This is a genomic window from Haloactinospora alba, from assembly GCF_006717075.1.
Classification (GTDB): domain Bacteria; phylum Actinomycetota; class Actinomycetes; order Streptosporangiales; family Streptosporangiaceae; genus Haloactinospora; species Haloactinospora alba.
Window position 1 is genome coordinate 2,273,631 of the sequence record NZ_VFQC01000001.1, and the last position, 13,469, is coordinate 2,287,099.

12 protein-coding genes are annotated in these 13,469 nt (G+C 70.1%); 3 read left to right on the forward strand and 9 right to left on the reverse strand.

Annotation, left to right across the window (positions count from 1 at the left end; translation table 11 throughout):
- Positions 1 to 29 precede the first annotated feature (29 nt).
- Positions 30 to 833, reverse strand: a complete 804-nt coding sequence (locus tag FHX37_RS24090; protein WP_141923695.1) for a thermonuclease family protein — start codon at positions 831 to 833, stop codon at positions 30 to 32.
- Positions 830 to 1,501, reverse strand: a complete 672-nt coding sequence (locus FHX37_RS10245) for a TetR/AcrR family transcriptional regulator (RefSeq protein ID WP_141923696.1) — start codon at positions 1,499 to 1,501, stop codon at positions 830 to 832. Before FHX37_RS10245 ends, FHX37_RS24090 begins: the two co-directional genes overlap by 4 nt.
- Before the next feature lie 232 nt (positions 1,502 to 1,733).
- Here FHX37_RS10245 and FHX37_RS10250 point away from each other — a divergent pair, with 232 nt between their 5' ends.
- Positions 1,734 to 2,915 carry an acyl-CoA dehydrogenase family protein gene (locus tag FHX37_RS10250; RefSeq protein WP_141923697.1) on the forward strand — a complete coding sequence of 394 codons (1,182 nt, stop codon included), beginning with the start codon at positions 1,734 to 1,736 and terminating at the stop codon, positions 2,913 to 2,915.
- Positions 2,916 to 2,919: 4 nt separating this feature from the next.
- Here FHX37_RS10250 and manA read toward each other — a convergent pair whose 3' ends face one another.
- On the reverse strand, positions 2,920 to 4,170 hold the full coding sequence (gene manA, locus FHX37_RS10255) for a mannose-6-phosphate isomerase, class I (protein ID WP_141923698.1): 1,251 nt from the start codon (positions 4,168 to 4,170) through the stop codon (positions 2,920 to 2,922).
- 539 nt (positions 4,171 to 4,709) lie between these two features.
- Here manA and FHX37_RS10260 point away from each other — a divergent pair.
- Positions 4,710 to 6,083: a GntP family permease gene (locus tag FHX37_RS10260; protein WP_141923699.1), complete on the forward strand. Its 1,374-nt coding sequence runs from the start codon at positions 4,710 to 4,712 to the stop codon at positions 6,081 to 6,083.
- Positions 6,084 to 6,108: 25 nt separating this feature from the next.
- Here the strand turns inward: FHX37_RS10260 and FHX37_RS10265 are convergent, their stop codons facing one another.
- A complete protein-coding gene (locus tag FHX37_RS10265) occupies positions 6,109 to 6,822 on the reverse strand; it encodes a FadR/GntR family transcriptional regulator (protein WP_141923700.1) in 714 nt (237 codons plus the stop codon).
- Positions 6,823 to 6,949: 127 nt separating this feature from the next.
- Here FHX37_RS10265 and FHX37_RS10270 point away from each other — a divergent pair, with 127 nt between their 5' ends.
- The gene (locus tag FHX37_RS10270; RefSeq protein WP_141923701.1) at positions 6,950 to 7,456 is read left to right on the forward strand and encodes a gluconokinase; all 507 of its coding nucleotides are present in this window, start codon (positions 6,950 to 6,952) and stop codon (positions 7,454 to 7,456) included.
- Positions 7,457 to 7,476: 20 nt separating this feature from the next.
- On the opposite strand, the gene FHX37_RS10275 is transcribed toward FHX37_RS10270, so the two are convergent.
- The 5 genes from FHX37_RS10275 to FHX37_RS10295 form a co-directional block, all read right to left on the reverse strand.
- Positions 7,477 to 8,220, reverse strand: a complete 744-nt coding sequence (locus FHX37_RS10275; protein WP_246062384.1) for an IclR family transcriptional regulator — start codon at positions 8,218 to 8,220, stop codon at positions 7,477 to 7,479.
- Positions 8,221 to 8,450: 230 nt separating this feature from the next.
- Complete coding sequence (locus FHX37_RS10280) at positions 8,451 to 8,984, reverse strand: sarcosine oxidase subunit gamma (protein WP_246062227.1); 534 nt, start codon at positions 8,982 to 8,984, stop codon at positions 8,451 to 8,453.
- A 103-nt stretch (positions 8,985 to 9,087) separates the two neighbouring features.
- On the reverse strand, positions 9,088 to 11,916 hold the full coding sequence (locus FHX37_RS10285) for an FAD-dependent oxidoreductase (protein WP_141923704.1): 2,829 nt from the start codon (positions 11,914 to 11,916) through the stop codon (positions 9,088 to 9,090).
- Positions 11,913 to 12,194: a sarcosine oxidase subunit delta gene (locus FHX37_RS10290; protein WP_141923705.1), complete on the reverse strand. Its 282-nt coding sequence runs from the start codon at positions 12,192 to 12,194 to the stop codon at positions 11,913 to 11,915. The genes FHX37_RS10285 and FHX37_RS10290 overlap by 4 nt, the downstream gene beginning before the upstream one ends.
- A gap of 20 nt (positions 12,195 to 12,214) precedes the next feature.
- The gene (locus FHX37_RS10295) at positions 12,215 to 13,411 is read right to left on the reverse strand and encodes a sarcosine oxidase subunit beta family protein (RefSeq protein ID WP_141923706.1); all 1,197 of its coding nucleotides are present in this window, start codon (positions 13,409 to 13,411) and stop codon (positions 12,215 to 12,217) included.
- Positions 13,412 to 13,469 lie beyond the last annotated feature (58 nt).

Here is a 13,469-nt window from a genome sequence, read left to right on the forward strand (position 1 = left end):
GTTCGGGCACGGCGGACCACTGGCGGATGTCAGGGGCAACTACGACGTCGAAAGCCTGACTCTCCTGCCCTCCGACGTCGCTGTCGTCCACGCGCGGCAGCACCCCGCCGACGTCCGGGGGCTCCCCACGTCCACCGACACGGTCCGCAGGGAGAGCGTCGCGGTGTTCGTCCTCGTCCGCGACGCGCAGGGCTGGCGCATCCGCGCCGGCCGGAACACGGCGGTGACATGGCGTCGGGCGCGGCGCCGGTCCCGCGTTCCCGTGCTCCCGCGGACGCGCACTCTCCCCACAATCCTCGCCCCATGGTTCTCGCGCGGTTCTCCGCGTGTCCGACCGTGGCGGCGCGGGCATCGTTGGGCCCAACCGGCAGCGCTTCGGCGTGCCCGGTGGCCACGAGGTCACGGTTGACCCAGGTGCCGTCCGCGTTCCACACCTGGAGCAGGTAGCGGCCGTACTCGTCCTTCGGTTCCGTTTCCGGGACGACGTGGGCGGTGCTGTCCGGCGGGAGCAACTCCGCGAGGCGCCCGCGGGCCTCCGCCGCGTAGCACGTTCCCGGTTCCGGGGTGTCGACCGCCAGCAGTCGCACCCGAAACCGCCCCTCCGGCGCTCCCCGGGCAGGGCTTTCGGACGCTCGCCCGACGAAGGTGTCCCCGTCGACGATCCGCGCCACGGTCACCGGCCAGGCAGTGGTCGGCCTGCCGGGTTCGGGATCCGGAGCCCGAACCCCGGGCTGCTGGGCGCAGGCGGCCAGGGCGAGGGCGAGCCCCGTGGCCGCCGTGGGAGAGCGCGCGCCCCACCGCCTGCCGGAGGGGCGGGTACCGGGACGGTTCACTCCCCCTCCTCGGGGGAGCCCGGCGGCTGGGCGTGCCCTCCCGGCACGAGAGAGGCGTACAGCTGGGTGAGGCCGTCCAGGAAGGCGGAGAGGGCCAGTTCGAAACTCTCGTGGTCGATCGCCGCGGCGTGTTCGGACAGGCGGTGGGCCTGGGAGAGGTTGGGGTAGCGGTCGCGGTACACGCGCACGTCGTCGTCGAAGCCCCGGGCGAACGAGTTGGTGGCGGCTCCCACCACCAGGTACTTGGTGGATGCGCCGATCATGGTGGCGTGCCGCGCGGGCCAGCCCGCCGCGATCAGTCCGCCGTGCACGGCGTCGGCACGGCGGAGGGCTTCCGTACGGCGCCCGGGGCCCGCGGCGATGAACGGGACCAGGTTGGGGTGGGCCGCCAGAGCCGAGCGGTACGAGCGGGCCCACACGGTGAGCCCGTGCCGCCAGTCGCCCGTGTCGAAACCGGAGACGTCGACGCCGGACATGATCTCGTCGGCTATGTCCGCGAGCAGGTCCTCCTTGGTGCGGTAGTGGCTGTAGAGGGAGGCGGCCTGGACGTCCAGCTCGTGGGCGAGTTTCCGCATGGAGAAGCCCTCCAGACCCACGCGGTCGACCAGTGCCAGCGCGGTCGCGCGGATCCGCTGGGCGTTGAGTATCGGCGCTTTCGGTCGGGCCACCGGCGTTCCCCTCCGCTCCGGTCGTGGGTGGCCGGCACTCTCCGCCACCGCATCGGGAACCTAGCAGGCGGCGGCCGCGAGCGAAACGCTCTCCCCCGATGTCCACAGGCTGCCCTCCTGCCACGCCGTTTCCGTGGCAGCGGCGCTGTTCTCCTCCCTTGCCACACGGACGCGCGGCTCCTACGCTCAAAACCAAACAGCGTTAGGTTTGTTTGTCACGAAAGAGCGAGAGATGGTCGATTTCGCGCTGTCCGACGAGCAGCGAGAGATCCGCGACTGGGTACGCACGTTCGTCGAACGTGAGCTCATGCCGCTGGAGAACGAGGTCCTGCGCCGGGAACGGGAAGGCGCCGAGCCCGGACTGAACGCCGAGGAGCGGGACAGGTTGCAACACACCGCCCGCAAGGCCGACTTCTGGGGGGTGCAGACCCCCACGGAGTACGGGGGGATGGGGCTGGACGCCGTCACGGCGGCACTCATCGAGATCGAGCTGGGCCGGACGTTCCTGTCGTTCCGCTTCGGCGGTGAGGCGGACAACATCCTGTACTACGCCAACGAGGAGCAGAGAGAGCGCTACCTCCTCCCCACGATCAACGGGGACCGCCGCTCCTGCTTCGCCATAACCGAACCCGGGGCCGGATCGGACGCCAAAGCCATCCGCACGCGGGCGCGAAAGGAGGGGAGCCAGTGGGTCATCAACGGGGAGAAGACCTTCATCACGCACGGCCACGAAGCCGACTTCGCCATGGTGTTCGCGGTCACTGACCCCCAGCTGGGTGCCAACGGCGGGGTCACCTGCTTTCTCGTCGACCGGGAGGCGGGGTGGACCTCCGAACCCATCGACACCATGGGAGAGCGCCGACCCGCGTCACTGATCTTCGACGAGGTGCGGGTCCCGGAGGAGAACGTGCTCGGCGAGGTCGGCCAGGGGTTCGCGCTCGCCATGCGCTGGATCGGTAAGGGGCGCTACCTGCTTCCCGCACGCGCCCTGGGAGGGTGCGAACGGCTGCTCGGCAAGAGCATCGAGTACGCCAACACACGCGAGACGTTCGGCTCCCCCATCGCCGACCGGCAGGCGATCCAGTGGATGATCGCCGACTCCGAGACGGAGATCGAGGCCCTGCGGCTGCTCGTCCTGCACGCCGCGTGGCGGGCGGACCAGAGCGACGACCGCGGGTCCAGGCACTCGCAGTCCATCGCCAAGCTCTACGGCGGGGTCAAGGCCAACGAGATCGTCGACCGGGTCATGCAGATCCACGGCGGCATGGGTTACACCCGTGAGCTCCCCATCGAGCGCTGGTACCGCGACCTGCGGCTGTTGCGGATATTCGAGGGAACCGACGAGATCCAGCGCCGCACCATCGCCCGTGACCTGCTCACCGGCAACGTGGCGATCGGCTCCTCCCTGGGGTGAGGGGTCACGAGCCGAACCCGCTGGCTTCCCGACCGCTGGCCTCCCGCCCCTCCGCCGGCGCGGCCTGGCCGGCGGGTTCGGTCTCGCACACCGTGGCCGCGACCAGATAGCCCTCTCCCGCGACCCGCACCTCCCCCTCGTGGGCGGGAACGAACGCCGACCCGCCGCCACCGAGCCGCACACCGCCCGCGCGGGAGCGCAGCTCCACGTTTCCCTCCAGCACGAGAACACCCCAGGGTGTGCCGCCGGTGAGGCGGCCGTCGACAGTTCCCGGCCCCATGGCCGACAGCGCCACCTCCGGCGCCGGTGTCCGGTACTCCAGGATCCCGTCCCCCCGGGAGGGCGGAACGTAGGGAACGGGCCGTGCGGAGAAGTCCACGACACGCAGCAGTTCGGAAGGGTCGACGTGCTTCCCGGTGAGTCCGGCCCGCAGCACGTTGTCCGAGTTGGCCATCACCTCGACCGCGGTCCCTCCGAGGTAGGAGTGCACGTTTCCGGCCGGCAGGTAGAGCGCCTGGCCGCGTTCCAGTGTCACCCGCCGGAGCAGCAGGGCGGCCGCCGCACCCGCGTCACCCGGGTACCGACGCGCGAGCTCGGGGATGACGTCGGCGTGGGTTCCCCTCCCCCGCCGCTGCCATTCCCTCGTGAACGCGGTGACGAGCTCGTTCCGGTGGCCGGGCGACAGCGTCAGGAGCCGTGTCAGGGCGGCGCGGAGCCCCGAGGGAGCGTCCCCGGAAGCGAGGTCGCTTCGCAGGACCCGTGCGAGCTCACACTGGAATCCCCGCAGGTCCCCCAACACCTCCTCAGGGGCGCGGAAGCCGCACAGGGCCTCGAACCGCCCCAGCGCGAGCAGCATCTCGGGCTTGTGGCGCGGGTCCGGATAGTTGCGGTGCTCAGCGTCCGCCGGGACCCCGGCGGCCTCCTCGGCGGCGTATCCCGTACGCGCCTGCCCGGCCGTGGGGTGCGCCTGGAGGGACAGCGGCGCCTCCGCGGCGAGGACCTTCAACAGGAACGGAAGACGGCCCTCGAAGGAGCGGGCGGCCCGCTTTCCCAGCATCCGCTCCGGTTGGGCCGCGATGACACGGTCGAGGGGGACGGGACCGTCCGGGGTCCGTGCGGAGCTGGGCGCGCTGGGGTGGGCACCGACCCACAGTTCGGCCTGGGGCGTGCCGTCCGGGGGTTCACCGAGCAGCCGTGGGAGCACGGTCGTGGAACCCCACGCGTACCGGCGCACGTAGTTGTTCAACCTGTACATTCGTCCGCTTTCTCGAAAACCCCGCTCCGGGACGTCGGCTGGCACGGTCGCGACAGACGGCCTCCGGGCTTGCCGCGGACTCTCCGTGCCGGCTGCCCCCACCCACCGGTTACGCGGCTCGCCCGGCGGAGGCGGCCGCCCGGCCCCGCTCTCCACGGGCCCGGCGGCACCCCACCTCCGCCGACCGGGGGCTGACCGCAGGTGTCGTCACCAGCCCGTGCGAGGGTACTCCCGTACCCGCCGGCCCCGCGATCAAGGACCGCGTCCGCGGACCGTCCGGGTGTCTTTTCCGGTCCGGACGCACCGGTCCCACACCCGGCGGTACGACGGGGGAGCGCCATGCGGCCGCCGTTCGGCGTTCGCGGCCAGCGCGGCCCGTTGGCACACACCAGCGCCGCCGAAACGCCCTTTCTCTATATAACCGGCATAACGATCACGGCCGCCGTGTGCCACAACTACCGTTCAATGGTATTACCATTGGGTCGGTTTATGGCTCAGGTCACATTCCCCTCTCCCCGTCCTATACGCCGGAGGATCGTGTGGAACCCATGGAACCCGCCTACAGCACGGGACCGCTGCTCGCCATCACGGCAGCCGCGATCGCCCTTCTCCTCGTACTGGTGATGAAGGTCCGACTACATGCCTTCGTCTCCCTCACCCTGGTGAGCCTCCTGGTCGCCCTGGCGACCAGGGTCCCGCTGGAGGACATCGCCGACACCCTCCTCAGCGGGTTCGGAGAGACCCTGGCCAACGTCGGACTGCTCGTCGGGCTCGGGGTGATGATCGGCAGGATGCTGGAGATCACCGGCGGTGCGGCGGTCCTCTCCCAGCGGCTGATCAGCACCTTCGGCCAGCGGAGGGCGCCGCTGGCGTTGGGAGTGGCCTCCCTCGTCTTCGGGCTCCCGATATTCTTCGACGCCGGTTTCATCGTCATGCTCCCGATCGTGTTCACCGTGGCACGGCGCGTCGGCGGTTCCGTACTGCTCTACGCGCTGCCAGTGGCGGGGGCGTTCGCCATCATGCACGCCTTCGTCCCACCGCACCCCGGTCCGGTGGCAGCTGCCGGCCTCATCGGCGCGGACATGGGGACCACGATGCTCGTCGGTCTGGTCCTGGCCGTACCCACCTGGTACCTGGGCAGCTACCTCTACTCCCGCTACGCGGGGCACCGTTTCCGGATCGACCCGCCCGAGGAGGTCCCGGACGAGCAGTTCGACGCGCACCGGCCGCCGCGGCTGCTGACGGTCGTGTCCGTCCTGGTGCTTCCGATGCTGCTGATCCTCTGCAACACCGGCACCACCACCCTGGTCGAGGCCGGGACCCTCGACGGAGGAAGCCCGTGGGTCCAGGCGCTCACGCTCGTCGGCGAGACGCCGGTGGCCCTGCTCATCACGGCGATCACGGCGATGGCGATTCTGGGGTACGGACGTTACTCGCGCGGAAACGTCGAGAGGATCGTCAACGACGCCCTGGGGCCGGTGTGCGCGCTCCTGCTGATCACCGGCGCCGGCGGGATGTTCGGGGGCGTGCTGCAGGCCAGCGGCATCGGGACGGCACTCGCCACGGCCCTGGAGTCGACCGGTCTGCCCGTCATCGTGGCGGCGTTCGTGATCGCCGCCGCGCTACGGGTGGCCCAGGGGTCGGCGACGGTCGCCCTGACGACCTCGGCGGGGCTCGTCGCCCCCGCGGTGGAGGCCGCACCGGACACCTCGAGCGTCGAGCTGTCGCTCATCGTCATCGCCATCGCGTGCGGGTCCACCGTCCTCTCCCACGTCAACGACTCGGGGTTCTGGCTGGTGGGCCGCTTCCTGCGGATGGACGCCTCGACCACACTGCGCACCTGGACCGTGATGGAGACGCTGGTCGGAACGGTGGGCTTCACCCTCGCCTTCGCGGTGAGTCTGCTGGTCTGACCGCCCCGACAGGGCCCGCGCCGTGTCACTCCCCCGCGTCGTCCAGGGCCGTGACGACCTCCTCGACGATCGCGCGCATGGACGCCTCCGCCACGGCGGGGAGGCCGTCACGGACCGCGTTGACGACGTGAGTGTGCAGGGACAGGGCTTCCGGCCTGGGAGGGTGCGGCATGAGTTCGTAGTTGGTGCGCCCGGCGAGGACCTCGGCGACGACACCGGACAGTCCCGCGAACATCTCGTTACCGGACAGTTCCAGGATCCGACGGTGGAACTCGATGTCGCACTCCAGGAACGCGGCGGGGTCGCCGCCGGTGCCGGACCCGGCCTCCAGCATCCGCTGGTTGGTCTCCACGAGCCGTTCGCACTGGTGCGGCGAGGCGCGCCGCGCCGCCGCGGCCGCCGCCGGGGGCTCGACGGCCGCCCGGAGTTCGGTGAGCGAACGCAGTTGTTCTATCCGGCCGGGGCCGGCCAGCCGCCAGCGGATGAGCTGGGGGTCGTAGACGCTCCACTCCGCGGCCGGACGAACACGTACGCCGGTGCGGGGGCGGCTGACCACCATCCGCATGGATTCCAGTACCCGCACCGCCTCCCGGGCCACGGTCCGGGAGACGTCGTAGTCGCGTTCCAGCCGGTCGAGGGTGAAGACGTGGCCGGGCGCGTACTCGCCCGCGGCGATCGCGGGGCCGATGTCGGCGAGTACCCGGTTGTGCAGGGTGCGTGGGTCGGCTTCGGCGGCCATGGGTGCCATGGTCCCAGAGGGCGGGCCGGGTGCGGGTGGCGCGCACTGCGTTTCGGGATTCATTGATATCACCATTATGGGTAGGGTGCTTCCCATCCACGCGCGTCGCGAGAAGGAGCACGGGGGCATGCATTTCGTCTTCATGGGAGTGTCCGGCAGCGGCAAGAGCAGGGTCGCGCAGTGTGTCGCGCAACGGTTGGAGCTGCCCTGCGCGGAGGCCGACCGGTTCCACCCCGCGGCCAACATCACCAAGATGGCGGCGGGGGAACCACTGACCGACGCGGACCGCCACCCCTGGCTGACGGCACTGGCGGAGTGGATCGCCGACCACGAGCGCCGCGGTCAGGACACGCTCATGGCGTGCTCCGCCCTGAAACGCAGTTACCGTGATACTCTCCGTAGTGGATCCGCAGAGACGTGCTTCCTGCACTTGGACGGCCCCACGCCGGTCATCGCCCAACGGTTGGAACAGCGTTCGGACCATTTCATGCCGGCCGGGCTACTGCCCTCCCAGCAGGAGGAATTGGAGCCGCTCGAGAGTGACGAGGCTGGTGTCACACTCGACGTCTCCCCGAGTGTCGGGAAGATCGCCGAGCATGCGGTCCGGTTCATCACCACGGCCCGGGGCGCGTGAGTCCGGCGCCCCACGGACGTTCAGGAAGCCACTTCCATGTGTCCCATACGAGTGGAGATCTCGACGGCGGCTTTCACAACAGCCTCACCGAGCGGCAACAGTTTGTCCTCCGTCATCCGGTACGAGGGTCCGGACGCGCTGACAGCGGCGATCACCTCGCCGGTGATACCGCGGACGGGGGCGGCGACAGCGTTCAGGCCGTACTCGAGCTCCTCCACCGCAGTGGCGAATCCGCGTTCCAGGATGTCGTCGAGTTCGGCGCGTAGCGCATCGGGGTCGGTAATGGTGCTAGGGGTAAGAGCTTCCAGATGTCCTCGCAGCACCCGTCGTTGATCGGATTGGCGCATGAACGCCAGCAGCACCTTGCCGCTGGAGGTGGAGTGCGGAGGGTTCTGTCGACCGATCCAGTTCTGTGTGACCACGGCGGAAGCACCGCGAACCTGGTCGATGTTGACAACCATGTCGCCACTGGGGATCGCGATGTTGACCGTCTCACCGAGCTCGGCCGCCAGGTCCTCACAAACACGGCGGCTCTGCTGGGTCAGATCGAGCCCTGCCGCCATCGCGCCGGCCAGTCGGATTATGCCAAAGCCCAATTGGTACTTGCCACGCAATCCTGGTTGTTCCACCAGACCGCGACGTTCCAGAGCTCCGACCAGTCGGAACGCGGTGGACTTGTGCACCCCGAGCTCAGCAGCGATCTCGGTAACCCCGGCGTCCTTCTGCTGGGCGAGAATCTCTAAGACGGTGATGGCACGGTCCACCGACTGGACCGGAGCCCCCTCCTTGCCGGAGGCTGCCCTGACAGACTCCGCTTCACCACCCGCCCGCTCAAACTGTTCGTCATCTGGCGTGCTCGGGCTGTTTCCTGTGCGGTGGTCGTTGGAAGCCATGCTCTCCACGATAGTGGTGCAATCTTAACGATCCCTGGACAGGCGCCTTCCACCTCCTGTTTTCACAGGTCAGCGTGGTCATATCGGCTCCCTTTACTCACTCAGTCCACTGGCGTGCACCACTCCGTCGCGTCTAGGAGCCAGCGGACCAAGTAGTCGGTGAAGGAGGATCGTACGAGGAGGCGGTAGACCGGACCGTCGTCGGTCTCGGCGGTCTGGTGGATACCGACGGTGGCTTTGGCCAACAGGGTCTGGGCGTAGTCTCCCGGGCCGAACGCGCGGGGGTGCAGGTCAAGGGTGCAGCCGTGCGCGAGCACGTCGCGGGCGGCGGGTCCGCTCAGCTCCAGGATGGCACGCTGCGCCGAGACGTCCACGACGCTGCCGCACAGCGAGCCGTACTCGCCTCCCAGGGCCGTGGACAACGCGGTGTGCAGCCCTCGCCCAGTGGCGTTGGGGTCGACGATCAGGTACCAGCCGGGGCCGCACCACAGGGCGTACGGGCTCCCCCGGCCCGTCACGCGGCCGGGCGGGGGGAGCTCACAGCCGAGGAACTCGCCCGCCATCCGCGCGGCCGCCTGCTCGTCCTCCTCGTTGACTCTCAGCTCCACCTGGGCGAGGAACTGCAGTTCACGCACCGTGGCACGGGCCGGCGAACTCGCGGCGGCACACGCTCCGGCAAGATGATCTGCCGGGCTTCTCGGTTCGATCCGGGGCAGTGGGTCCCTGGCGGTCTGCGTCTCATCCATCACGGCGGCTGCCCTCCTTGTCGTAGAACACCGGATCCGTCACCAGTACCGGCTCGGTCTGATCCAGGTGGACCGCGTACACCCGTTCGCCGTGCCGGTCGCGTCCGCCGCGCAACAGTCCCAGGGCAAACGAGCGTTCCATCGCCGCGCTGGCGTAGGAGGAGGTCACACGGCCCTGCGGCGGGTGCGGTCGTTCCCGGGTCACCGGTGTAGCGGGAGGAGTGTCCACCAGCTGCGCCCCCTCCGCGAGCACGTGCCCCGTGTCCTCGGGAAGCAGCCCGACCAGTTGCTCCCGGTCGTCACGCGCGAGGTCCGGGCGCCACAGCGAGCGTTTGCCGATGAAGTCCTTGCGTTTGGAGACGGCCCATCCCAGACCGGCGTCCACCGGGGTGACGTTGCCGTCGGTCTCGTGCCCGACGACGATGAACCCCTTCTCCGCGCGCAGCACGTGCATGGTCTCGGTGCCGTAGGGGGTGATGCCGTAGGGCGCCCCCGCGGCCATGACGGCCTCCCACACCGCCTGCCCGTACCACGCTGGGACGTTGATCTCGAACGTGAGCTCTCCGGTGAAGCTGACTCGCAGTATCCGGGCCGGAACCCCCAGCACGTGGGCCTCCCGCACGGTCATGAACTCGAACCCCTCGGCGGACACGTCCAGGTCGGGGGCGAGCTGGGCGACGACGTCCCGGGAGCGGGGGCCGACCACGCTGATGGTGGCCCAATGGTCGGTGACGTGCGTGACGTGCACGCACATGTGCGGCCACTCCGTCTGCAGCCACTCCTCCATCCAGGACAGCACCGTCTCGGCGTTGCCGGTGGTGGTGGTCGCCATGAAGCTGGACTCACCCAGCCGGACCGCTACCCCGTCGTCCAGCACGATCCCGTCGGCCGTGCACATGACGCCGTAGCGGCACTTTCCGGTACGCAGCGTGGAGAAGTTCCCGGTGTAGATCCGGTCCAGGAACGCCCCGGCGTCGCGTCCCTCCACCATGATCTTGCCGAGTGTGGACGCGTCCAGCACTCCCACGCTTTCCCGGGTGGCGGCGCACTCCCGCAGGACGGCGGAGCGCATGTCCTCGGTGCCGCGCGGGTAGTACCGTGCCCGTCGCCACTGGCCCACGTCCTCGAACACGGCTCCGTGGGAGACGTGCCACTCGTGCATGGGGGTGCGTCGGGCGGGGACCAGCAGTTCCCCGCGGTCCAGCCCGGCCATGGCGGTGAACGGGACCGGAACGTACGGCGGGCGCGCGGTCGTCCCTCCCACTTCCCGTACCGTGCGTCCCGTCTCCTGGGCCACGATTCCGGACGTGAGCACTCCCGAGGTCCGCCCCTGGTCGGGGCCGGTGCCGATGGTGGTGTGCCGTTTGACGTGCTCGATGGAGAACATCCCTGCCGCGAGGGCCGAACGGATGTCCGCCAGCGTGGCGTCGCGCTGCATGTCCACGAACACCCGGGCCGGGTCGGTCTCCGGCCCCCGCACGGTCCACAACGCGGCCGGCGGGGTGTCTCCACTGCTGACAGGTGTTCCGAGGACCTCCTCCTCACTGCCCCGCGCCGCGGCCTGGCCGGCTTTGCGTCCCTCGTCCACAGCCGCCTGGACCTCGCGGGTACCGCGTGCCGCTCCCACGCAGTGGACCCCTGCGGGCAGGGTCTCGGGCAGAACCCCGGCAGCGGCGGGGTCCCAACGCGCCTGACCCCCGATATGGGTCGCCAGGGCGATCGCGGAGTCGTACCCGCCGGACACCGCGACCAGGTCGCAGGCGAGCTCCTCCTCAGCGCCGGTGGCCTCTCCCCCGGCGTCGATCGGGGCGACAGCGGCCCCGTCCACCCGACCCTCGGCGTCGGCGGTGGTGCGGGTGACGCCGCTCGAGGTGCGGACCGCGACCCCGCGCTCGTGCAGCGCCTCCACCGGGACAGCGCCCGGCGCGGGGCGCGCGTCGGCCACGGCCACGAGTGCCGCGCCGGCGTCGTGCAGTTCCACCGCCGACCACAACGCCTCGTCGTGGCAGGAGAGGACGACGGCGTTCTCCCCCGCCAGCACTCCGTGCCGGCGCGCGTAACGGGCGGCGGCTCCGGCGAGCATCGTTCCCGGCCGGTCGTTTCCGTCGAAAGCGACGGGCCGTTCCAGGGCGCCGGTCGCCAGGACGACGCGTGCCGCCCGGATGTGCCACAGGCGGTGCGTGTGGTCGCGGCGCTGCAGCGCGGTCACGTCGCCGTGGTAGTAATGGCCGGTGACGGTGGTGCGGGTGAGGATGCGTACCTCGGGTTCGCTCTCCAGGTCGGTGCGTGCGGCCTCGGTCCACTGCCCCGCCGTCAGCCCGTCCACGCTCCGCTGGCTTCCGACGAGGTCGCCCCCCAGCCGCGGCCCGTCCTCGGCGAGGACGACACGGCTCCCGGCACGTGCCGCGGCCATGGCGGCCGCGATCCCGGCGGGCCCGCCTCCCACGACGAGCACGTCGCAGTGCGCCCACATCCTGTCGCCCGGTGCGGCGTCCCGGTCCTCGGGTAGCCGCGCGTATCCGGCCAGGCCGGCCGCACGCAGCCCCGCGTGTGTCTCCACCCGGGTTGCCTGGGTCATGGAGTCGCCGGGGGACGAGTCCACCCGAACGTAGGCGTTGGGTTCCTCGAGGCCGATCCCGACGACGCCGCGCGGCCGTCCCGTGTAGGTTCCGCTTCCCACGGCGGCGACGCCGTTGGCCAGGAGTGTGGCGGAGAGCGGTTCGCCGTCCCGGCCGGTCAGCTCCTGACCGTTGACGACGACCGGAACGGTCTCGGTGTCCGTGTGAGCGCTGTTGTCCGTGGTGATGCGCCGTCCCGTCATACGGCCACCTCCGGGAGGGCGCCCCCGGGGCGGGAGGAGCCGGCGACGCGGTTGGTGGCGGTGTCACGGAGCACGTCGCACCAGCGCCGGCACCCGGAGGTGTGCACCCACCGTTCCGCGAACCATCCCTTCGGGTTGTCCCGGACGAACAGGAACTCGGCCCACTCAGCGTCGTCCAGTTCCCACGGGTCGGGCGGATAGCTCACGCGGGCCTGCCCTCCGTAGCAGAACTCGCTCTCGTCCCGCTCTCCGCACCATGGGCACGGAATGAGTAGCATCGTGTCCTCCCTGCTGTTGGTCAGTGCGCGACGGCGGCCGCTCCGTGTTCGTCAACCAGTGCCCCGGTGCGGAACCGGTCGAGTGAGTACGGCTCGGCGAGCGGGTGCGGCCGGTCGTTCGCGATGGTGTCGGCGAACACGTGGCCGGCACCGGGGGTGGCTTTGAAGCCTCCGGTTCCCCAACCGCAGTTGAGGTAGAGACCGTTGAACGGGGTCAGGCCGATGATCGGTGAGGCGTCGGGGGATACGTCCACGACTCCGCCCCACGTGCGCAGGGTGTGCGCGTGTCCGAAGACGGGGTAGAGCGCGACGGCGGCGGCGACCTGGTTCTCGATGGTGGCCGGGGAGCCGCGCTGGCTGTAGCCGTTGTAGGCGTCGATACCCGCGCCCAGCACGAGTTCTCCCTTGTCCGCCTGGTGCACGTAGACGTGCACCGTGTTGGACATGACGACGGTGTCGATCACCGGTTCCATGACCTCGGACACCAGGGCCTGCAACGGGTGGCTCTGCACGGGCAGGCGCAGCCCCAGCGTCTCGGTGAGGACGGAGGTGTGGCCCGCGGCGGACAGCGCCACTCTGCCGGCGGAGATCGGGCCGCGGGTGGTCTCCACCCCGGTGATGGTGTCCCCGTTGCGGGTGAACCCGGTGACCTCGCAGTTCTCCACCAGGTGCACTCCCAGCCGGTCGGCACCGCTGGCCAGCGCCCAGGCGACGTAGTCGTGTTTGGCGACGCCGGCCCGGGGCTGGAAGGTCGCGCCCAGGACCGGGTAGCGCAGTTCGGGACTGATGTCGATGATCGGGACGAGTTTCTTGACCTCCTCCGGGGTGAGCCACTCCGCGTCGATGCCGTTCAGGCGGTTGGCGTTGACCCGGCGTACGGACTCCCGCTCGTCATGGGTCGTGTGCGCGAGGTTGAGCACACCGCGCTGACTGAACAGCACGCTCTGTCCGAGGTCCTCCTCCAGTCCCTCCCAGAGCCGCAGTGCGTGCTCGTAGATACCGGCGCTGGCGCCCCACAGGTAGTTGGAACGGATGATGGTGGTGTTGCGGGCCATGTTTCCGCCCGCCAACCAGCCGCGTTCCAGAACGGCGACGTCGGTGATGCCGTGTTCGCGGGCAAGGTAGTAGGCGGTCGCCAGTCCGTGCCCGCCGGCACCGACGACGATCACGTCGTAGCTGCTCTTGGGTTCGCGTGATCTCCACAGCGGGGTTGTCATCAGATGTTCGGGGCGAGCCTTCCGGTCCTTCCGGTACCGGGAAGGGAAAAGCCCCCTC

Excerpts from the sequence above, each read along its gene's own strand:
- FHX37_RS10250 (WP_141923697.1), top strand. The coding sequence starts at position 1,734 with ATGGTCGATTTCGCGCTGTCCGACGAGCAGCGAGAGATCCGCGACTGG.
- manA (WP_141923698.1), bottom strand. The coding sequence starts at position 4,170 with ATGTACAGGTTGAACAACTACGTGCGCCGGTACGCGTGGGGTTCCACG.
- FHX37_RS10265 (WP_141923700.1), bottom strand. The coding sequence starts at position 6,822 with ATGGCCGCCGAAGCCGACCCACGCACCCTGCACAACCGGGTACTCGCC.
- FHX37_RS10270 (WP_141923701.1), top strand. The coding sequence starts at position 6,950 with ATGCATTTCGTCTTCATGGGAGTGTCCGGCAGCGGCAAGAGCAGGGTC.
- FHX37_RS10285 (WP_141923704.1), bottom strand. The coding sequence starts at position 11,916 with ATGACGGGACGGCGCATCACCACGGACAACAGCGCTCACACGGACACC.
- FHX37_RS10290 (WP_141923705.1), bottom strand. The coding sequence starts at position 12,194 with ATGCTACTCATTCCGTGCCCATGGTGCGGAGAGCGGGACGAGAGCGAG.
- FHX37_RS10295 (WP_141923706.1), bottom strand. The coding sequence starts at position 13,411 with ATGACAACCCCGCTGTGGAGATCACGCGAACCCAAGAGCAGCTACGAC.